Source organism: Actinomycetospora aeridis (assembly GCF_037400275.1).
GTDB classification, from domain to species: Bacteria; Actinomycetota; Actinomycetes; order Mycobacteriales; family Pseudonocardiaceae; genus Actinomycetospora; species Actinomycetospora aeridis.
The window spans coordinates 482,315-501,346 of sequence record NZ_JBBEGL010000002.1 but is presented as its reverse complement, the minus strand read 5'-3'; the positions used below and the strand labels follow the sequence as shown (position 1 = coordinate 501,346).

Below are 19,032 nucleotides of genomic sequence, written 5' to 3'. Positions count from 1 at the left end.
GCTCACGCTGCCGGCACCTCCTTGGTGGCGTGCTTGGCGGCGTACGCGGCAGCCGCGTCCCGGACCCACTGACCGCCCTCGTGGGCGGCGCGGCGGTTCTCCAGGCGCTGGGCGTTGCACGGCCCGGCACCCTTGACGACCTGCATGAACTCGTCCCAGTCGATGTCGCCGAAGTCGTGGCTCTGCCGCTCGTCGTTCCAGCGCAGCTCCGGGTCCGGCAGCGTGACGCCGAGCGCGTCGGCCTGCGGGACGGTCATGTCGACGTAGCGCTGGCGCAGCTCGTCGTTGGTGTGGCGCTTGATCCGCCAGGCCATCGACTGCTGGGTGTTCGGGGAGTCGCCGTCGGCGGGGCCGAACATCATCAGCGACGGCCACCACCACCGGTCGACGGCGTCCTGGACCATCGCGCGCTGCGCCGCGGTGCCGGCCATCAGCGTCATCAGGAGCTCGTAGCCCTGGCGCTGGTGGAACGACTCCTCCTTGCAGATGCGCACCATCGCCCGCGCGTAGGGCCCGTAGCTGGAGCGGCACAGCGGGACCTGGTTGACGATCGCGGCGCCGTCGACGAGCCAGCCGATGACGCCGATGTCGGCGAACGTCAGCGTCGGGTAGTTGAAGATCGACGAGTACTTCTGCTTCGAGTCGATCAGCTTCTCGGTGAGCTCGCCCCGGTCGACCCCGAGCGTCTCGGTGGCCGAGTACAGGTAGAGCCCGTGCCCGGCCTCGTCCTGGACCTTGGCGAGGAGGATGGCCTTCCGCCGCAGGCTCGGGGCGCGCAGGATCCAGTTGCCCTCGGGCTGCATGCCGATGATCTCGGAGTGCGCGTGCTGGGCGATCTGGCGGATGAGGGTCTTGCGGTACCCCTCGGGCATCCAGTCGCGCGGCTCGACCCGGCCCTCGGAAGCCACGGTGCGCTCGAACTGGGCCTCGAGCTCTTGCTCGGTCACCGTCATCGGTGGCCACCTCCGTACCGAATGTTCGTTCGGTTGTGATGGTGACGCACATGGCACGCCTCCGCAACCGTGTCGCCCGGTCGGCCGCCCGCGGGGGGTGGGAGCGAGAGACCCCCTGAGTGCGTGGGAGGCAGCGAGGGACGCCCTCGCTCCCTCCTCGACGAGGATGCCCCGCATGGACGCGCTCGCGACGCTGGCGGACGGCACGCTGACGATCCGGCGGGCGCGGGCCTCCGACGTCCCCGCCCTGGTGGGGCTCATCGCGGCCGATCCCGTGAGCGCCGGGCGGGGCGACGCCGTCGGGGACCTCGCGCCCTACGAGGCCGCGTTCGCCGAGATCGACGCCGACCCGGCCCACCTGCTGGTCTGCCTCGACGAGGCCGACGGCACGACCGTCGGCACCCTGCAGCTCACCGTGCTCCCGAGCCTCGGGCGGCGCGGGACGCGGCGCGCGCAGCTGGAGTCGGTGCACGTCGACGCCGCACGGCAGGGCCGGGGCTACGGCGCCGCGCTCGTCGGCTGGGCCGTCGACGAGGCCAACCGGCGGGGGTGCGGGCTCGTCCAGCTCACCAGCGACGCGTCACGGGTCGACGCGCACCGCTTCTACGAGCGATTGGGGTTCACCGCGAGCCACGCGGGCTTCAAGCGGGACCTTCAGGCGGGACCTGACGACCCGTCGATGAGCTCGTCGAGCGTGACGTAGAGGCCCGGCTCGCCGGTGCGCTCGCTGCGCTCGACCGCGGCGCGCGCCCTCGCGGCGATCCGCCCGATCTCGTCGGCGGCGACCACGCGGGTCTGCAGCACGGTGCCGTCGCCGTCGGTCAGCGTGACGGCGACGAGACCGGTCTCGGGCTGCTCGGAGAACTCCAGCGGCACGTCCGCGAGCCTAGGTCGGCGGCTGCCCTGCGTCACTTCTGCGCGAGCAGACCCTCGAACGCCATCCGGTCGACCTCGGCGACGAGGTCGTCGACCCGCACGCGACCCGGGCGGTACCACTCGACGAGCGAGTTCACGAGCCCCGAGAGCAGCCGGGCCCCGACGGCCGGGTCGATGCCACCGCGCAGCTCCCCGGCCGCCGATGCCTCGCGCACCAGGGCGGCGATGGCCGCGTCGAACTCGCGGCGGCGGTCCAGCGCCCACCGCTCGGTCTCGGTGTTGCCGCGCAGGCGCAGCAGCAGCGTCACGTGCGGCAGTTCCGCGACGAGCACCTCGACCTGGCGCCGCACGATGTGGCGCAGCCGGGTCAGCGGGCTGCCGGTCGACGCGGCGGGCTCGTCGAGGATGCCGAAGAGGCCGTCGAGCGCCCGCTCGAGCGCGGCGCGCAGCAGCGCCTCCTTGCCGCGGACGTGGTGGTAGAAGGACGACTTCGTGATCCCGGCGGCGGCGGAGAGGTCCTCCATGCTCGTCGCGTCGTAGCCGCGCTCGTTGAACACGCGCGCGGCCACCTCGACGAGGCTCGACGGGTCGTACGCCGGCCGGGCCCGGCGCTCCCGCGCGGCCCCCGCCGGTCGCTCGCCCTCGCGGGCGGGGGGTCGCGTGCCGGTCACGCGGGGGAATCTACGGCCCCGACCGGTCCCCGGGGCCAGGGGCGGGCGGGAGATCCCCTCCCGACGGTTCCCTCCCGACGATCTGAGCAAAGGGCACCTTCGCTCGAATAGAGCGGCGAGGGGCGCCCCTCGCCGGAACGTCGTCGCTGGCGATCCCCTCGCGACGATCTGAGCGAAGGGCACCTTCGCTCGAGTAGATCAGCGAGGGGCGCCCCTCGCCGGAACGTCGTCCCTGGCGCCGAGGCAGCGCACCGACCATCCTCGTCCTGGCCGGGTGGGGCGGGTCACTGCTACCTTCGCGGCCGACCGAACGATCGTTCGACTGCGACCACCGCAGCGTGTTCCCCGGAGCTGCTCGATGACGACGCCCGAGACCCTCCACGACCTCGCGCCGGCGGGCGACGCGGGCAACGCGACGCGCACGATGGGCGCGCCACTGCGCCGCGCCCTCGCCACCGCGCGCGAGCGCACGGCCGTGACGTGCGGCGAGCTGACGGTCAGCTACGGCGAGCTCGCCGAGCGCATCGCCCGGCTCGGCGGGCTGCTCACGCGCCTGGGTCTGCGACCCGGTGACCGCGTCGGCGTCCTCGGCGCCAACTGCCACCGCTACCTCGAGCTCTACCTGGGCCTGCCCAGCCACGGGCTGGTCATCGTCCCGCTGAACGTCCGCCACACCGCCGCCGAGCGCACCTACGCGCTGCGCGACGCCGGGGCGCGGGTGCTCTTCGCCGACCGCGAGCTCGACGGCCTCGACCCCGACCTGCGCGTCGTCGACACCTCCACCGAGTACGAGGCCCTGCTCGCCGACGCCGAACCCGTCGCCCCGCTGCGCGAGCCCTCCGAGCACGACCTCGCCGGCATCTTCTACACCGGCGGCACCACCGGCGCGGCCAAGGGCGTGATGCTCACCCACGGCAACCTCGTCGCCAACGCTTTCCACTTCATGGCCTGCTGGCCGTTCACGCCCGACACCCGCTGGCTCGTCGTCGCGCCGATGTTCCACGCGGCAGGCACGATCGCCGCGCTCTCGACCGTCTGGGCCGGCGGGACGCAGGTGATGTGCCCCGCGTTCACCCCGGACGGCGTCCTGGACCTCGTCGAGCGTCACGGCGTCACGGCCACGCTCGTGGTCCCGACGATGATGGACGCGCTGGCCCACGAGCAGACCGCCCGGCCCCGGACGGTGTCGAGCCTGCGCTGGCTCTCGCACGGGTCGTCGCCGGCGGCGGTCGAGCTGCTGCGCCGCACCCACGCCGCGTTCCCGGACGCCGAGATGCTGCACATCTACGGGCTGACCGAGACCTCGCCGATCGTGACGCTGCTGCCCGGCGAGCAGCACCTCCTCGACGCGCCCCAGGCCCGCTCGTGCGGGCGGGCCGCGGTGGGCGTCGAGGTGATCGTCGTCGACCCGGTCGAGCGCACGCCCCTGCCCGCCGGCACCGTCGGCGAGGTGCTCATCCGCGGCGCCAACGTCACCGCGGGCTACTGGAACAAGCCCGAGGAGACCGCCACGGCGCTGCGCGACGGCTGGTTCGCGTCGGGCGATCTCGGGCTCCTCGACGACGGCGGGCACCTGTTCCTCGTCGACCGCGCCAAGGACATGATCGTCTCGGGCGGCGAGAACGTGTACAGCGCGGAGGTCGAGAACGCGCTGTTCTCCCACGCCTCGGTGGTCGAGGTGGCCGTCTTCGGCGTGCCCCACGAGCGCTTCGGCGAGTCGGTGCACGCCGTCGTCGTGCTGCGCAGCCAGCCCGAGGACGCCGACGCCTTCGCCGAGGAGCTCGTGGCGCACTGCCGCCGCACGATCGCGGGCTACAAGGTGCCGCGCAGCATCGAGACGCGCGTGGAACCGCTCCCGAAGTCCGGCGCGGGGAAGATCCTCAAGCGGGAGCTGCGCGCCGTCTTCTGGTCCGAGCGCGAGTCGCAGCTGACGTGACCTGAGTAGTAGCGAACACCCGCACGATGCGCACCGACGGTGGTTCAAATCATGGTCGTCGTGTGAGCGTTGCTCGGCACATGGCGGCTCGTGGCTCCCATCGGACGAACAAGTTTCCTGCGTCGTCGAACTTTGCTCGCAACGTCGCCTCGGAGTAGCGAAGGCGGCTCTTGAGGAGCATGCGCCTCTCCGTGGCATGTTCCTGTAGCCGAACGTCCCCCGATTTCACGCGAATGAATTTCAGCCAGCCCGCAACGCCGAGGGACGGGTATTCGAATTCGCCTACGCCGGACCGCTCGTCGGGCGCGTGCAGAGTCAAGACCACCGGATATGGTGGAAAGAAGTGTTCGGACACTTCTCCCTCCCAGATGCCTGTCCAACCGGAGGGCAAACCCGACCGGGCGGAAGGTCGGGGTGCGGAGGTCGCTCTGACCGGGGGCCGTGAGTCCGGACGCGGCACGTCGGGAATACTCGAAGCGATCTTCTGCACGCGTTTGGCGACGCTGTGGTAGAGGTCCTCTCGCTCGAGGAGCGCAGCGCACAGGGCGCGAATGACCGGGAGGTCGGCCTGTGTTTCTCGAGCTGCCTCCAGCCTTGCGGCCAACGCGAACTGCTCGTCTACGGATAGAGCGGGTGCGCCGACGACGTCGGCGATGGTCGTCAAGTAGGAAAGAGGGGTAGGTGGAGGCGGTGGAAGCGGCGTAGGCAGGTTCGGGGCCGGAGGGAGGCCGAATACGGCTGAGGCGAGCGCAAGGGCACTCGTTTCGCGATCACCCGTGAAATCGACGGCCTGGACGGACGCCACGCTGCTAGGGAGCAGCTCGAACGGTACGGCCTCGAGCAATACCGGCAAAATCGGACGGCCCAGCGCGACCGCGTAACCCAGCTCGTCGAGGCAGGCTCGCGAACGGAGTGCCGAAGCCGAGATTGCGATGGCGACGGCGTCGCATTCGCCGATCCGGCCCAGGATTTCCCTCCACCATACTTCGCCGCCGGAAAGCTCTTGGTCCAGCCACACCTCGCAGCGTAGAGACTCCAAGGCTTTGTGCAGCCTGCCGACCGCCTCACGATCCTCACGCGAGTACGACAGGAAGACTTTCCGGCGCAGCATGATCCCCCAGACCGACTCGAGGCGATCCAGGAAGTATAGGATCGAGTCAAGTGACACTTCGTGTCTGTGGATGTGCGGAACGTGAAATGGCTTCCGTTCATCGCCGACGGATCGCGCGCGCTCTAACCGATGCGACGCTCAGTGCCTCGTGAAGGTCGGCCTCTCCTTCGCGAGGAACGCCTTCACCGCGTTGCGGAGGTCCTGAGTTCTCGCCGGGCGTGCCCGTGCGGCGGCTTCGTGCTCGAGCCCGCTCGGCAGCGATGACACGGTCCCAAGGGCGCCAGCGATCTTGATCTCGGCGGCGGTCAGCCCCGATGCGCAGCTCACTCGAGTAGCAGCGAACGCCCTATCCGCTGCTCGATGGGACGTCCGCTGCTTCTCGGCGCGCAACGTCCCCCGACCGCGCCCGGACAGGCGGCGCCCGGACGTCCGAACAGAGACGAGACCCTCGCCCCTGGCGCGGCGCCGGGACCACCGCGAGCCCGTTCGGCAGCACCCGGGTACCGCCTGCCGTCACGGTCCTCGGCGCGACCCGTCCGTGCCCGATACTTCGGGCCCCTCACCGAAGGAGGCCCGACACGATGCTCGCCATCGCCGCGGCGGTCCTGTTCTTCATCGCGCTGATCGTCGAGATCACCGGCTTCGTGATCAGCGTGCTCACCCCGACGGTGCTCCTCACCCTCGGCGCCATCTGCATCGCGCTGCACCTCGCCGGCGTCGGGAACCGGAGGAGAGCCCCGCGCCGCTGACCGGGCGGGGCCCCCGGCTCAGCGGAGCGCGGTCAGCGCGGTCTCGACGAGGTCCACGACGGCGTCGGGGTGGGAGATCATCGGGACGTGGCTGGAGGCGACCTCCACGGTGGTCGCGCCCATGCGCCCGGCCCACGCGCGCTCGGCGTCGGGCGGGATCGCCTCGTCGTCCGTGGCCACGAGGTACCAGGTCGGGAGCGCCTTCCACGCCGGGACCCCCATGACGTCCTCGAGCGTGCTCGCGGCGAGGGGCTGCTGAGCCGCGTGCAAGACCCGGGCCGTGGCGGGGTCGACGTCCGCGGCGAAGTGCCCGACGAAGCCGTCCTCGGGGAGCCAGGCGTACCCGAGGTCGTCGATCTCGAGGTTGGCCAGCGCGGGCGAGGGCGGACCCTGGGCCAGCAGCTTCCCGATCGACTCGCCCTCGTCCAGGCCGAAGGCCGCGATGTAGACGAGCCCGACGGCGTTCGGGGCGTCCTGACCGAGGGCCGTCATGATCTGGCCGCCGTAGGAGTGACCGACGACGAGCGTCGGGCCGTCCTGGCGACGCAGCACCTGGCGCAGCCGCGCCACGTCGGCCTCGAGCGAGGTCTCGGGGAACTGCGGGCTGGTCACGTGGTGCCCGCGCGCCTGCAGGGCCTCCACCACGGAGCTCCAGCACGAGCCGTCGGCCCAGGCGCCGTGCACCAGGACGATGTTGGTACCGCTCAACGGAGACCCCTCTCGCACGGATGATCGCTCCGCTGACCGTGGTGCACCCGCACCACGATCGGGTGAACGTCCGACCTCGATCCGATCTCGGAGCGTGATCAGTGCCCCGTGAAGGTCGGCTTCTCCTTCGCGAGGAACGCCTCCACGGCGTTGCGGTGGTCCTGGGTCTTCGCGAGGCGTGACTGTGCGGCGCCCTCGTGCTCGAGCACGCTCGGCAGCGACGACACGGTCCCGAGGGCGACGGCGACCTTGATCTCGGCGTAGGCCGCGGTCGGCCCGGAGGCGAGCTTGCGGGCCAGGGCGAGCGCCTTGTCGTCGAGATCCTCGGCGGCGACGACCTCGCGCACGATGCCCCAGTCGCGGGCCGACTCGGCGGTGAAGGTGTCGCCGAGCATGAGCAGGTCGGTGGCCCGGGAGGCGCCGACGGCATGGGCGAGCGTCGCCGAGAGCCCGGAGTCGCCGCCGAACCCGATGCCGGAGAATGCCGTCGCGAACCGCACGCCGGCCGCGGCCAGGCGCAGGTCGCAGGCCAGGGCGAAGCCGAGACCGGCGCCGACGCACGTCCCGCCGATCGCCGCGATCACCGGCTTGGGCATCGTCGCGAGCGCCGAGGTGATGCGGTTGTAGTGCTCGGGCACGGTCCGCATGGCGTCCGGGTCGCCCGAGCGCAGGGTCTCTGCGTGCTCGCCGAGGTCCTGACCGACGCAGAACGCGGGGCCGGCGGCGGAGAGGACGACCGCGCGCACGCTCGTGTCCTGCGCGACCTCCTCGAGCGCGTCGCGCAGCGCGACCTTGAGCTCGGTGGTCAGCGCGTTGCGGCGATCCGGGCGGTTCATCCGCACGACCGCCACGGCCGCCTGGTCGTCCCGGGTCACCACGACGGCGTCGCTCGTCATCGCACGCACTCCTCTCGTCGGCCGGGCGCTCCGGCGCGCGGGATCATGCTGCCCGCCCACCGCGGTCGGGGACAGGGGAGGGTGGGGGCCATGACGACGGTGTCAGCGGTGTCGCAGCGGGTCACCGCCTTCTGCGAGCGGTACGGCCTCGACGTCCCGATCCTCCAGGCGCCGATGGCGGGCGCCTGCCCACCGGCGCTCGCGGTGGCCGTGACCGAGGCCGGGGGCATGGGAGCGAGCGGGGCGGTGCTCGACGACACCGCGAAGATCGAGGACTGGGTCCGGCGGTTCCGCGAGGGCTCCTCGGGGCCGTTCCAGATGAACCTCTGGATCCCCGACGCGCCGCCCGCCGGCGACGGCGGGGAAGGTGCCGCGCGCGGGTTCCTCGAGCGGTTCGGCGCGCCGGGCGAGGCCGGCGGGCCGTCACCGGTGTTCGCCGAGCAGGTCGACGCGCTGATCGCCGCCCGGCCGACCGTGATGTCCTCGATCATGGGGGTGTTCGACCCGCCGACGGTCGAGCGGATCCACGCCGCGGGCATCAGCTGGTTCGCGTGCGCGACGACCCTCGCCGAGGCGCTCGACGCCCAGGAGGCGGGGGCCGACGTCGTGGTCGCCCAGGGCGTCGAGGCCGGCGGCCACCGCGGGACCTTCGACCCCGTCGCGGCCGAGTCGACAGGCGTCGGGCTCCTCGCGCTCGTGCCGCAGCTGGCGGACACGCTGGCGGTGCCGGTCGTCGCGACGGGCGGGATCACCGACGGCCGCGGGGTCGCGGCCGCGCTGGTGCTCGGCGCGAGCGCGGTGCAGGTGGGCACGGCGTTCCTGCGCTCGCCGGAGGTGGGGATCTCCGCGGTGTGGTCGGAGGGCCTGGACGCGGCGGCCCCGGAGACGTCGGTGCTCACCCGGGCCTACTCGGGGCGCCCCGGGCGGGCGCTGCCGACGTCGTTCGTCCGGGCCTGGAGCGGGGACGACGCGCCGCCGCCCGCGCGCTACCCGATCCAGCGGGCTCTGGTGGGGCAGTGGCGGCGGGGCGGGGCGGCGGGTGTCGACCCCGGCAACCAGTGGGCCGGCCAGGCTGCCCGCCTCGCGCGACCGGAGCCCGCGGGCGTGATCACCGGCGAGCTGTGGCGCTCGGCGCGCGACCTGCTCGGGCTGTGATCAGGGCACCCGGGCGACGAGGGTGATCACCGGCGGCCGGTAGGGCTCCATCACCGGGGCGACCGCGTCGATCGCCGCCTGCCGCAGCGTGACCCGCTCGCGTTCGGGAAGCTCGGCCAGCCACGCGGCGACGTGCGCCTGGCCGAGCCGGTAGTCGACCAGGTCCTCGGGCCGCTCCACGCCCACGTCGGCCACCCGGTCGGTGACGACGACGTCGACCAGCCCGGCGGCTCGGGCGGCCGTCGCCATCGCGGGCTCGTCGCCGAGCATCGGCGCCTGGACCGTCGTGAGGTGGGCGTACCAGTCCGGCGGGGTGAACCCGGCGTCCGCGACGACCGTGTCGATCCGGTCGCGCACGGCGCGGTGGCCGCTCCGGGCCGCGGCGACCGTCGCCAGCACCGCACCGCCGGGCCGCGTGACACGTGCGATCTCCCGGAGCGCGGCGGTCGGATCGTCGACGTGGTTGAGCACGAACGCCGCGACGGCGTCGTCGACGGCGCGGTCCCGCAGCGGCAGCGTCTCCAGCGCCCCCGCGACCGCGGGCGGACGGCCCTCCGCGTCCCACCCGAGCATGGCGGGCGAGCGGTCGACGGCCACGGGGAGCGCCCCGACGGCGCGCAGGGCGTCCGAGGCGAGGCCCGTCCCGGCGCCGACGTCGAGCACGCGGCGTCCGGCCAACGGGTGCGGCGCGGCCGCGACGAGCTGTGTCGCCAGCGGACCGTAGACGCGCGCCGCGCCCGTCGCCCAGCCCCGCGCCGACGCGGCGTAGCGGTCCTCCTGCATGACCTCACTGTTCCCTCAGAGACGCCACAGAGCTGCGTCACCCCCGATCAGCAGAGTGATCTCCCAGAGGCGGCCGCCCCGAACGGCCGCCCGGACGCGAGGAGATCGATCGATGGACTTCCGCCGCCTGCCGGTGCTCGCCGGACCGTTCCTGGCCGGACTGCTCGTGCTCGGCGGCTGCGCCGGCGCCCCCGAGACCCCGGTCGCGTCGCCCGCTCCCACCCCCGCCGCGAGCGCGCCCGCGGCCGGCGGCGGGCAGGCGCCGTGCACCACCCGCCTGCGCCCCGGCGGCGCCACCGGCGGCGGCACCCTGAGGCTGACCCCCGAGGCCCAGGAGCAGATCGAGCAGCTGCGCCGGACGCCGAACGCCGAGGCCTCCGAGGACACGCGGCCGGACCCCGAGCTCGCCGCCCGCCTCGCCGAGGTCGGCTCCCGCGTCGAGCGCGCCGCCCAGCCCTGTACGGACCGCTGATCGTCCTCCACGACGGCCGGGCAGAATCCGCGGCCATGACGGACCCGGCTGCGCCCGACCTCCTGGTCGTCGAGGACGACGCGGACGTGCGCGCCTCGCTCGAGCGGGGACTGCGGCTGTCGGGCTTCGCCGTGCGGTCGGCCGAGGACGGTCCGGGCGCGCTGCGGGCGGTGCACGAGCGGGTCCCCGACGCCGTCGTCCTCGACCTCGGGCTGCCGGGCATGGACGGGGTCGCCGTGGTCACCGCGTTGCGGGCGATGGATCACGACGTCCCGGTGTGCGTGCTCTCCGCCCGCGACACCGTCGACGACCGCGTGGTCGGGCTCGAGGCCGGCGCCGACGACTACATGGTCAAGCCGTTCGCGCTCACCGAGCTCGTGGCCCGGCTGCGGGCTCTCCTGCGGCGGGGAGCACGGCCCGCTCCGGAGGTGGACGGCCCGGCCGGGTCGGGCGGCTCGAGCGCTGAGGTGGTGGGGACCGGTCCGCTGCGCATCGACCTCGCCCGTCGCACCGTGCACGTCGGCGAGCGGGCGGTCGACCTGACGAAGCGCGAGTACGAGCTGCTCGTCGTGCTCGCCCGCAACGCCGACGTCGTACTGACCCGGGAGCGCCTGCTCGAGTTGGTCTGGGGCTACGACTTCGCCACCGACACCAACGTCGTCGACGTCTTCGTCGGCTACCTGCGCCGCAAGCTCGAGGCCGACGGCATGCCCCGCCTCGTGCACACCGTGCGGGGCGTCGGCTTCGTGCTGCGGGAGGGCGGGTGAGGCGCTCCCCGTCCCTGCGGTCACGGGTCGCTCTCGCTTCCGGGCTGGCGTCGCTGGTCGTCGTCGTGCTCGTCGGCGTGCTGGCCTCGGTGCTGCTGACGCGCGAGCAGACCGAACGGCTCGACCGCAGCCTCGTGCCGGGCTCGCCGGCGGTGCTGGGGACGTTCGCGTCCACCCGGGCCGACCTCGCGGTGACGCTGCGGGGGCCGACGGGCACGCGTCGGGTGAGCGGGCCGGAGCTGCCGCTCTCGCCGCTCGGCATCCCCACCTCGGTGGACGTCGGCGGCGTCGCCTACCGCATCCGGACCGCGCCGGGGCCGACGCCGGGCGTGGTGGTCACGGTCGGGGCGACCGAGGACGACACCCGCGCGCGTGTGGCGGACCGGCAGCGGTGGGTCACCGGGCTCGGCGTCGTGGCGGTCGCGCTCGCGGCCGGGCTCGGCTGGGTGTTCGCGGGACGCGCGGTCGCCCCCATGCGGCGTCTCACCGTGCGGGCGTCGACCCTCGACGAGACCGTGGCGGACCCGGCCGACCCGCCCCCGACCGTGCGCGCCGACGGCTCCCGCGAGTCCGAGGAGCTCGCCGAGGCGCTGACGGCCATGCTCGCCCGCCTGCACGCCGAGCAGGAGCGCAGCACGGCGTCGCTGCACGCCGCGCGGGACTTCGCCGCGGCCGCCCGCCACGAGCTGCGCACCCCGCTGACCGCGATGCGCACCGACCTCGAGGTCCTGCAGGCCCACCCCGACCTGCCCGAACGCGTCGCCGTGCTCGCCGACGTCCTGCGCGCCCAGGCCCGCGTCGAGGCGACACTGACGGCGCTGGGCCAGCTCGCCGCCGGCGACCTGCCCGAGGCGACCGACCAGGACGCGGTCGGCGTCGCCGACCTGCTGCGCCTGGCCGCCGAGGACGCCCGTCGGGCACATCCGGCGCTGGACGTCGTGGTGGACGAGCCGCCGGACGGCGCGGTCCGGGGCTCGCGCGAAGGCCTGCGGATGGCGCTGGCCAACGCCGTGGTCAACGCGGTGCGGCACGGTCGCGCGGGGAGCGTGCGACTGGGCGCCCACGCGGGGGACGACGGCGGCGTCGTGCTCACCGTCGACGACGACGGGACCGGGCTGCCGGCCGACGAGCGCGACGCGGTGCTCGGGCGGTTCGTGCGGGGGAGCACCGCCGGCGCGCCGGGCTCGGGGCTGGGGCTGGCGCTGGTCGCGCAGCAGGCGGCGCGTCACGGCGGGGAGGTGCGTCTCGAGGACGCGCCCACGGGCGGCCTGCGCGTCAGCCTCGCGATCGGTCCGGATCGAGCTGGGTGACCAGGCGCAGATCCCACACCTCGGGCCACGGCGCGGACCGCCGCACGCGCTCGTAGATCCACGCGGTGAACCCCTCGGCGACGAGGGTGCGCGCGAGCTCGACGAGGGCCGCGAGGTCGTCGGAATCATGCTGCTCCTGGTCGTTGCGGGCCGGGGTGTGCAGGGGCCCGCGGAACCGCCGGGCGTCGAGCCGGTAGCGCCGGGGACCGCCCGGCCTCGATAAGTACCTGTCGCTGGTGTCGCTCATGTCGCGGACTCTACACATCAGCGACACCAGCGACAGTGGAGTCATCGGAGAAAGTGGCGCCACCGGCGGTGTACACGTCGTTCGGACGACAGCGGCGACATAGGGTGACGGCCATGCCGCCGTCCGAATTGGTGTCGACGCCCGAGGCCGCCAAGGCGCTCGGCGTCAGCCCGCGCACGCTCCAGCGCTACGTGAAGGCGGGGCTGGTGACGCCTGAGATCACGTTGCCGTCGGGCCAGTACCGGTGGAACGTCGCCAAGCTGCGCCGGCAGATCGGGATCGCCGAGGAGGGTTAGAGCCCGCTCCGGCGTGTCGTGCGGTGAGCGCGTGGCGATCCTGACGCCCAGTGTCTGCGGAGCCGCTCCGCTGACACGGGCGAGCGGCGAGCGCCCCGGCGATGTCGGTCCGTCCCCGTAGCGTCGGCCCCGGTTCGTCGAGAGGGGTACGTGCCATGAGTGAACGCGAAGCGGTGTCGTCCGGGCCGTTCGAGGTCGAGCCGTTCGATCTCGGGCGGCTGTTGTCCGCCGGGGCTACCGGGGACGAGGTCGTGCGCCGCAGCGAGCGGTGGTTGGTCGGCGTGCTCGGTGACGCCGACGTCGAGCTGGGCGCGGCGGACCGGGAGATCGCGGCCGTCGTCGCCGCGGACGGGTGGTCGGTCGCCCAGGTCGTGGGCGGATGGGTGCGCCGTGCCGGCGGGGTGCCGGTGACGGTCGCGCGCGAGCCGGTCGCGCCGGGGGTCACGCGGGTGGGCTGAGCAGCGCGAGCACGTCGTCGAGGCCGCGCTCGCGCTCCCGCTGCTCGCCGGCCAGCACGAACGCGCGCAGGCCGGCCGCGACGGCGCCACCGTCCCGCCGCGGGTTGTCGCCCACCATGAGCGTCCGGCGCGGGTCGGCGCCGAGGCGTGCGCAGGCGGTGCGGAAGAGCTCGGGCGACGGCTTCTCGCGGCCCTCCTCGCAGGAGAGCACCCAGGTGCCGACGAGGTCGGTGAGCCCCGCCGCGCGGGCGTGACCGCGGATGTCCCAGCCGATGTCGCTGACCACCCCGACCGGCACGCCGCGCTCGGCGAGCGCGCGCAGGAACGGGCCGGTGTCGGGGTACGGCACCCACGAGTCCTCGGCGACGACGCGCGCCTGCGCGGCGTCCTCGATGCCCCGCAGGTAGTCGACGCGCGAGAACCACGCGAGCATCGCGCGGCGGTGCGCGTCGGCGTCGAGGTCGCGACCCTCCTGCGCGGCGATCACCTCCGGCTCCGCCGCGGCCGCGTCGAGCGCGGCGAGCACGGCGTCCGGGTCGTCGAGCGAGCGCCCGGTGTCGGCGGCAATGCGCCGCAGCCACTCGTCGGTCGGGATCATGCGGAACAGCGTGTTGCTGAAGTCGCAGAGCACCGCCTCGAGCGGGGGCACCGGCGCGGCCCGGTCCTCGGCGGAGGGCCGGTAGGCGGCGGGGAGGTCGAACAGCGCGCGCACCCCGCCATGATCGCGCGGGGATCGGGACACGGCGCGGGCGCCGGTGGCGAAACCTTGATCACCAGGCGGAAAGGCACCTCGGAGGGGCCTCGCGACGTGCCTTTCCGCCTGCTGATCTTCGTGGGGGCGTTCGCGGGAGGGGAGGCGCGGGTCAGGCCTGGGCGGCCGGGGTGCCGTCCTCCTCGACGACCGCGGGCTCGGCGAGCGCGCGCTCGCGGCGGGAGGTGCGCACCGCGACGACGATGGCCCCGATCCAGAGCACCGCCAGCACGATGAGGACCGGGATCACGATGCTCGAGGAGACGTCGATCCCGTTCAGGAACGTGCGGGTGTTGGTGATGATGATCAGGCCGCCGGCGGCGGTGCCCAGCACGCGGGCGGGCAGCAGCCGGACGATGTAGGCCGCGAACGGCGCCGCGATGACGCCGCCGATCATCAGGGCCAGGACGACCGTGAAGTCGATCTCCTCGGTGGAGAGCGCGAACAGGAAGCCGATGCTCGCGGCGAGGGCGACGACGAACTCCGAGGTGTCCACCGACCCGACGACCTTGCGCGGCTCGAGGCGACCCGAGGCGAGCAGGCTGGAGGTGGCCACCGGGCCCCAACCACCACCGCCGGACGCGTCGAGGAACCCGGCGACGAGCCCGAGCGGGCCGAGGAACTTGCCACCCGGCTTCGGCCCGGAGACGACGCGCTTGGCGACCGCGCGGGAGCTGAAGCGCAGCAGCACGTAGACGCCGAGCAGCAGCAGGACCAGCGCCATGTAGGGCTCGGCGCTCTCGGTCAGGTTGACCAGGACGTAGGCGCCGAGCACGGCACCGATCGCGCCCGGGAGCGCGAGGATCCCGACGACGCGCCAGTCGACGTTGCCGAAGCGCCAGTGCGACGCACCGGACGCGAGGGTCGTGCCGACCTCGGCGAGGTGGACGGAGGCGGAGGCCACGGCGGGAGCCGTGCCCGCCGCCAGGAGGACCGACGTCGACGTGACGCCGTAGGCCATGCCCAGGGAGCCGTCGACCAGCTGGGCGATCAGGCCGGCGAGGGCGAAGAGCAGGAACGTACGCACAGGCTTTCCTCGGGAGGTGGGGGCGAGCCCGTGCACCCGCGATCCGGGGCACGTGTCGACCCGGCCGGGGTACGGACCCGCGACCGGACGAGACGTGGACGGTCAGCGGCGGGGCGTGCGACACCCGGCCGAGGAGACGCGCAGCAGATCCACGTGCGCACGGCGCACGAGGAGAACACCCGCGTCGGACATGCGGCCCATCGTCACACGTCGGCGTGACGGAGCACAGCGGTACGTGAGGTCGCTGTGATGGCCGCCACGCCGACGCGCGTCGTCGGGGACCTCAGCCGGGGATGCCGGGCGCCGGCTGCGCCGGCTGCGCCGGCTGCGCGGGCTGGGCGGGCTGCTGCCCCGCCCCCGGGACGGTCTGCACGGTCGCGCCCGGCGCCACCTGCACCGTCGCGCCCGGCTGCACCTGCACGACCACCGGGCCGGACGCGTCGCCCCGCGGGCCCCGCTGCTCACCCCGCTCCCCACCGCGGGCGAGGGGAGGGCCGCCGAGCGGTCCCCGCCCCTCGGCGCTCGTGCCCGGCCCGCCGCGCGGGCCGTCGCCGCGGGGTCCGTCCCCGCGGGGCCCGCCGACCGTCGCCGCCAGCACCGCCCCGGTCAGCAGCACCCCGACCAGCAGCCCGACGACACCGGCCACCACGACGGCGGTGCGGCGCGTCCAGCCCGACGGGCGGGTCGTGCGCTGCCACCGGGTGGGCGGACCGGACGGGCTGTCGGTACTCGGAGGATCGGTCGGGGGATCGGCCGAAGGATCGGTCGGGCGGGTCGGCGGGTCCTGCTCGCTCATCGTCGTCTCCACTCTGCTCGGGGACTCCGACGATGGGCAGCGGGCCTGAACCGGACCTGAAACACGCCCGCTCTTCAGCGACGGTTCAGCAGCGACGGGCCAGGATCCCGGTGTGGGCGGGACCTGGGGGACGGCGGCGCGGGTGCTCGTCGTCGAGGACGAGTCGGCCATCCGCGAGTCGGTGGTCGACGCGCTCGACGACGCGGGCTTCCGCGCGGTCGGGCGCGGGGACGGCACCGGCCTCGAGGAGCTGCTCGACGGCTTCCGGCCCGACCTCGTCGTCCTCGACGTCATGCTGCCCGGGCGCGACGGGTTCGCGCTGCTCGACGTGGTGCGCGCCCGCAGCGACGCCGGTCTGGTGCTCCTCACCGCGCGCGATGCGCTGGCCGACCGGCTGCACGGCCTCGATGGCGGCGCCGACGACTACGTGGTCAAGCCGTTCCTGCTCGCCGAGCTCGTGTCGCGGGTGCGTGCGGTCCTGCGCCGGCGGGGGCGGGTGCCGACGGCGATGACGGTCGGCGACCTCGTCGTCGACGACGAGGCCGGCACGGCGACGCGGGCCGGGGCCGTGCTCGAGCTGACCGCGACCGAGCTCCGGTTGCTGCGCTACCTCGCCGAGCAGCGCGGCCGGACCGTGACGAAAAATCAGATCCTCACGCAGGTGTGGGGCTACGACGCCTACGACCCGAACCTCGTCGAGGTCCACGTCTCCGCCCTGCGCCGCAAGCTCGAGGCGCACGGGCCGCGCATCGTGCACACCGTGCGCGGCCTGGGCTACGCGCTGCGACCCGCCCCCGAGGCGGGGGCGTGACGGCCCGGCAGCGCTGGACGTCGGCGCGCTCGCTGCGGTTCCGGGTCACCGCGCTCGTGCTGCTCGTCGTGGCGCTCGCGCTCGTCGTCATCGGTGTCGCCGTCGACCTCTCCCTCGACGCGCAGCTGCGCCGCGACCAGCAGAGCCGCCTCGACGACCGCGCGGCCCGGGCCGGCCTGCTCGTCGCCTCCGGGACCACCGGTGCGGCGCTCGTCGACGCTGTCGACGGCCAGGGCATCCGTGCGCTGCTGGTCGACGCGTCGGGCCGCCGCGTCGTGGGCCCGACCGACGGTCCCGACGAGCTCGGTCCCCCGGGACGCCCGCCGGGGCCGGGCGACGGCCCGCCCCGGCGGGCCACTCGGGACCTCACCCGCACCCTCGGGGTCCCGGACGGCACGCGGCTCGTGCTCACCGTCGAGCGCGGGGAGAACGAGGTGGTGCTGGCGCGGCTGCGCGTGGTGATGATCGGGGTCGGGGCGATCGGGCTCGGCGTGGTCGCGGTGGCCCTGCTCGCCGTCGTCCGGGTCGCGTTACGCCCGCTCGACGACATGACGGGGCTCGCCAACGACATCGCCGCGGGCGACCGGGGACGCCGGCTGCGCCCCGAGCGCACCGACACCGAGCTGGGGCGCACGGCCGCCGCCTTCGACGGGATGCTCGACGCGCTCGAGACGGCCCAGGTCCGCGCCGAGGACGCGGCGGAGGAGGCCCGGCGCTCCGAGGCGCGCACCCGACGCTTCCTGTCCGACGCCGCGCACGAGCTGCGGACCCCGGTGACCGGCGTGCAGACCCTCGCCGAGTCGCTCGTCCGGCACCCCGACGCCGACCTCGAGCGGCGCGAGCGCATCGCCACGACACTGGTGCGCGAGACCCGGCGGGCGGGCGCGCTCGTCGCGGACATGCTCGAACTGGCCCGCATCGAGGACGGCGCCCCGCTCGACCGTCGCCCGGTCGACCTCGCCGAGCTCGCGGCCGCGGAGGCCGAGCGCACGAGACTGCTCGCCCCGGGGCTGACGGTGCAGGTCGAGGGCCCGCCGACGCGCGTGCTCGGCGACCCGGGCCGCATCGCCCAGATCCTCGCCAACCTCCTCGAGAACGCCCGCCGTCACGGGCCGGCGGACGGCACGGTGCGCCTCGAGGTCTCGAGCGAGGGCGCCCGGGGCGTGCTCGACGTCGTCGACGACGGTCCCGGCATCCCCCCGGGCGACCGGGAGCGCGTGTTCGATCGGCTCGTTCGCCTCGACGACGCCCGCACCCGCGACGCGGGCGGTGCCGGGCTCGGCCTGCCCATCGCCCGCGCGCTGGCCCGGGCGCACGGCGGCGACCTCCGGGTGGTCGAGCCGGGAGACGCGGACGGGGGCGCCCGCCTGCGCCTCACCCTCCCGCTGCGGCAGTGACGACGAGCGCCGTCGCGTTGTCGCGCGCGCCGGCGGCCGCGGCGAGCCCGACGACGCGCTCGGCGCGCGACGCGGCACTGCCGCCCTGTGCCATCGCGGCGGCCAGGGCCGGGCCCGCCACGCTGCGGTGCACGCCGTCGCTGACCAGCAGGAGCGTGCCGGGGTCGTCGACGACGGCGACGCCGACCTCCTGCGGGCGCGCGGTGTGCACGCTCGCCGAGAGCACGTGCTCGAGGCGGGGATGCGGGTGCAGCCCCTGGGCGCGCAGGGCCGCGGCGACGGTGTGGTCGGCGGTCAGGGTGCGCAGCGTGCGCCCGTCCCACGACAGCGCGCGGCAGTCCCCGATCCACGCCAGGCGCCAGCGTGGGTCGCCCCCACCGGGAGCGAGCGCGACGACGGCGGCCGCGTCGCCGGGCACGAGGTCGTGCGTCCTGACCAGCAGCTCGTGCGCCGCGAGCAGGGCGACGTCGGGCCGGCCCTCGAGCGCGGAGACGCGCACGGCATGGTCGGCGACGAGCCGCGCGGCGAAGCCGGCCGCCTCGGAGTCGCCGACGCCGTCGGCGACCGCGACGGCGAGCCGCCCGCTCGGGGCCCGGTGGGTCGCGGCCGCGTCGGCCTGGTGGCGTCGGGGCCCCTGCCGGGAGGCCCAGGCGGCGGGTGCGTCGTCGGCGACCGGGACCGGAGGCTCGATGGGGGCGGCCACGGCGTCCTCCTCGCTGGGACGACGGCCCGCCCGCCGTCCTGCCTCCAGGTTCGGCGCCGATCCTGGCCGTGGGCTGTGAGCCCGGTGAGGAGTGGGCGGGACTCTGAGATGACTCTGACGGAGTAGTAAGACCTCTTGATCGTCGCTCTCCGTGTTCTA

General features: G+C 74.5%; 23 protein-coding genes. 11 read left to right on the top strand and 12 right to left on the bottom strand.

What is annotated here, in order from left to right; translation table 11 throughout:
- Positions 1-2 precede the first annotated feature (2 nt).
- A complete protein-coding gene (paaA, locus tag WCD41_RS07875) occupies positions 3-953 on the bottom strand; it encodes a 1,2-phenylacetyl-CoA epoxidase subunit PaaA (RefSeq protein ID WP_337712855.1) in 951 nt (316 codons plus the stop codon).
- Positions 954-1,128: 175 nt separating this feature from the next.
- Here paaA and WCD41_RS07870 point away from each other — a divergent pair, with 175 nt between their 5' ends.
- On the top strand, positions 1,129-1,656 hold the full coding sequence (locus WCD41_RS07870) for a GNAT family N-acetyltransferase (protein WP_337712854.1): 528 nt from the start codon (positions 1,129-1,131) through the stop codon (positions 1,654-1,656).
- Here WCD41_RS07870 and WCD41_RS07865 read toward each other — a convergent pair.
- Both WCD41_RS07865 and WCD41_RS07860 read right to left on the bottom strand, forming a co-directional pair.
- Entirely contained in the window at positions 1,608-1,829 is a 222-nt protein-coding gene (locus WCD41_RS07865; protein ID WP_337712853.1) for a hypothetical protein, read from the bottom strand. The two genes, WCD41_RS07870 and WCD41_RS07865, sit on opposite strands and share 49 nt — an antisense overlap.
- Before the next feature lie 32 nt (positions 1,830-1,861).
- Positions 1,862-2,500, bottom strand: a complete 639-nt coding sequence (locus WCD41_RS07860; RefSeq protein WP_337712852.1) for a TetR/AcrR family transcriptional regulator — start codon at positions 2,498-2,500, stop codon at positions 1,862-1,864.
- Positions 2,501-2,858: 358 nt separating this feature from the next.
- Between WCD41_RS07860 and WCD41_RS07855 the strand changes: the two genes are divergently transcribed.
- Positions 2,859-4,436 carry a class I adenylate-forming enzyme family protein gene (locus WCD41_RS07855; RefSeq protein WP_337712851.1) on the top strand — a complete coding sequence of 526 codons (1,578 nt, stop codon included), beginning with the start codon at positions 2,859-2,861 and terminating at the stop codon, positions 4,434-4,436.
- A gap of 49 nt (positions 4,437-4,485) precedes the next feature.
- Here WCD41_RS07855 and WCD41_RS07850 read toward each other — a convergent pair whose 3' ends face one another.
- The gene (locus WCD41_RS07850; RefSeq protein WP_337712850.1) at positions 4,486-5,604 is read right to left on the bottom strand and encodes a toll/interleukin-1 receptor domain-containing protein; all 1,119 of its coding nucleotides are present in this window, start codon (positions 5,602-5,604) and stop codon (positions 4,486-4,488) included.
- A gap of 524 nt (positions 5,605-6,128) precedes the next feature.
- Between WCD41_RS07850 and WCD41_RS07845 the strand changes: the two genes are divergently transcribed.
- Complete coding sequence (locus tag WCD41_RS07845) at positions 6,129-6,296, top strand: hypothetical protein (protein WP_337712849.1); 168 nt, start codon at positions 6,129-6,131, stop codon at positions 6,294-6,296.
- An 18-nt stretch (positions 6,297-6,314) separates the two neighbouring features.
- Here WCD41_RS07845 and WCD41_RS07840 read toward each other — a convergent pair whose 3' ends face one another.
- Positions 6,315-7,004, bottom strand: a complete 690-nt coding sequence (locus tag WCD41_RS07840) for an alpha/beta fold hydrolase (protein WP_337712848.1) — start codon at positions 7,002-7,004, stop codon at positions 6,315-6,317.
- Between the two features lie 98 nt (positions 7,005-7,102).
- Positions 7,103-7,900: an enoyl-CoA hydratase/isomerase family protein gene (locus tag WCD41_RS07835; protein WP_337712847.1), complete on the bottom strand. Its 798-nt coding sequence runs from the start codon at positions 7,898-7,900 to the stop codon at positions 7,103-7,105.
- Positions 7,901-7,990: 90 nt separating this feature from the next.
- On the opposite strand from WCD41_RS07835, the gene WCD41_RS07830 reads away from it, so the two are divergent.
- Positions 7,991-9,055, top strand: a complete 1,065-nt coding sequence (locus WCD41_RS07830) for an NAD(P)H-dependent flavin oxidoreductase (RefSeq protein WP_337712846.1) — start codon at positions 7,991-7,993, stop codon at positions 9,053-9,055.
- Here the strand turns inward: WCD41_RS07830 and WCD41_RS07825 are convergent, their stop codons facing one another.
- On the bottom strand, positions 9,056-9,838 hold the full coding sequence (locus WCD41_RS07825) for a class I SAM-dependent methyltransferase (RefSeq protein ID WP_337712845.1): 783 nt from the start codon (positions 9,836-9,838) through the stop codon (positions 9,056-9,058).
- A gap of 112 nt (positions 9,839-9,950) precedes the next feature.
- Here WCD41_RS07825 and WCD41_RS07820 point away from each other — a divergent pair, with 112 nt between their 5' ends.
- From WCD41_RS07820 to WCD41_RS07810, 3 genes are read left to right on the top strand one after another with little or no spacing between them, the layout of a single operon-like run.
- Positions 9,951-10,310 (top strand): hypothetical protein, encoded by a 360-nt coding sequence (locus tag WCD41_RS07820; RefSeq protein WP_337712844.1) that lies wholly within the window; start codon positions 9,951-9,953, stop codon positions 10,308-10,310.
- Positions 10,311-10,345: 35 nt separating this feature from the next.
- Positions 10,346-11,077 carry a response regulator transcription factor gene (locus WCD41_RS07815; RefSeq protein ID WP_337712843.1) on the top strand — a complete coding sequence of 244 codons (732 nt, stop codon included), beginning with the start codon at positions 10,346-10,348 and terminating at the stop codon, positions 11,075-11,077.
- The gene (locus tag WCD41_RS07810; RefSeq protein ID WP_337712842.1) at positions 11,074-12,387 is read left to right on the top strand and encodes a sensor histidine kinase; all 1,314 of its coding nucleotides are present in this window, start codon (positions 11,074-11,076) and stop codon (positions 12,385-12,387) included. The genes WCD41_RS07815 and WCD41_RS07810 overlap by 4 nt, the downstream gene beginning before the upstream one ends.
- On the opposite strand, the gene WCD41_RS07805 is transcribed toward WCD41_RS07810, so the two are convergent.
- Positions 12,353-12,634: a hypothetical protein gene (locus WCD41_RS07805; RefSeq protein WP_337712841.1), complete on the bottom strand. Its 282-nt coding sequence runs from the start codon at positions 12,632-12,634 to the stop codon at positions 12,353-12,355. The genes WCD41_RS07810 and WCD41_RS07805 overlap by 35 nt on opposite strands.
- Before the next feature lie 113 nt (positions 12,635-12,747).
- Here WCD41_RS07805 and WCD41_RS07800 point away from each other — a divergent pair, with 113 nt between their 5' ends.
- Both WCD41_RS07800 and WCD41_RS07795 read left to right on the top strand, forming a co-directional pair.
- A complete protein-coding gene (locus WCD41_RS07800) occupies positions 12,748-12,930 on the top strand; it encodes a MerR family DNA-binding transcriptional regulator (RefSeq protein WP_337712840.1) in 183 nt (60 codons plus the stop codon).
- A gap of 155 nt (positions 12,931-13,085) precedes the next feature.
- A complete protein-coding gene (locus WCD41_RS07795) occupies positions 13,086-13,388 on the top strand; it encodes a hypothetical protein (protein WP_337712839.1) in 303 nt (100 codons plus the stop codon).
- On the opposite strand, the gene WCD41_RS07790 is transcribed toward WCD41_RS07795, so the two are convergent.
- The 3 genes from WCD41_RS07790 to WCD41_RS07780 all read right to left on the bottom strand — a co-directional run bounded on the left by WCD41_RS07790 (position 13,372) and on the right by WCD41_RS07780 (position 15,962).
- On the bottom strand, positions 13,372-14,100 hold the full coding sequence (locus WCD41_RS07790; RefSeq protein ID WP_337712838.1) for an HAD family hydrolase: 729 nt from the start codon (positions 14,098-14,100) through the stop codon (positions 13,372-13,374). The genes WCD41_RS07795 and WCD41_RS07790 overlap by 17 nt on opposite strands.
- 151 nt (positions 14,101-14,251) lie before the next feature.
- Positions 14,252-15,166, bottom strand: coding sequence for a sulfite exporter TauE/SafE family protein (locus tag WCD41_RS07785; protein ID WP_337712837.1), 915 nt, complete (start codon positions 15,164-15,166; stop codon positions 14,252-14,254).
- Between the two features lie 283 nt (positions 15,167-15,449).
- The gene (locus tag WCD41_RS07780) at positions 15,450-15,962 is read right to left on the bottom strand and encodes a hypothetical protein (RefSeq protein WP_337712836.1); all 513 of its coding nucleotides are present in this window, start codon (positions 15,960-15,962) and stop codon (positions 15,450-15,452) included.
- Between the two features lie 112 nt (positions 15,963-16,074).
- Here WCD41_RS07780 and WCD41_RS07775 point away from each other — a divergent pair, with 112 nt between their 5' ends.
- Both WCD41_RS07775 and WCD41_RS07770 read left to right on the top strand, forming a co-directional pair.
- The gene (locus WCD41_RS07775) at positions 16,075-16,773 is read left to right on the top strand and encodes a response regulator transcription factor (protein WP_337712835.1); all 699 of its coding nucleotides are present in this window, start codon (positions 16,075-16,077) and stop codon (positions 16,771-16,773) included.
- Positions 16,770-18,170 (top strand): sensor histidine kinase, encoded by a 1,401-nt coding sequence (locus WCD41_RS07770; protein ID WP_337712834.1) that lies wholly within the window; start codon positions 16,770-16,772, stop codon positions 18,168-18,170. Before WCD41_RS07775 ends, WCD41_RS07770 begins: the two co-directional genes overlap by 4 nt.
- On the opposite strand, the gene WCD41_RS07765 is transcribed toward WCD41_RS07770, so the two are convergent.
- Positions 18,148-18,873: a PP2C family protein-serine/threonine phosphatase gene (locus WCD41_RS07765; protein WP_337712833.1), complete on the bottom strand. Its 726-nt coding sequence runs from the start codon at positions 18,871-18,873 to the stop codon at positions 18,148-18,150. The two genes, WCD41_RS07770 and WCD41_RS07765, sit on opposite strands and share 23 nt — an antisense overlap.
- Positions 18,874-19,032 lie beyond the last annotated feature (159 nt).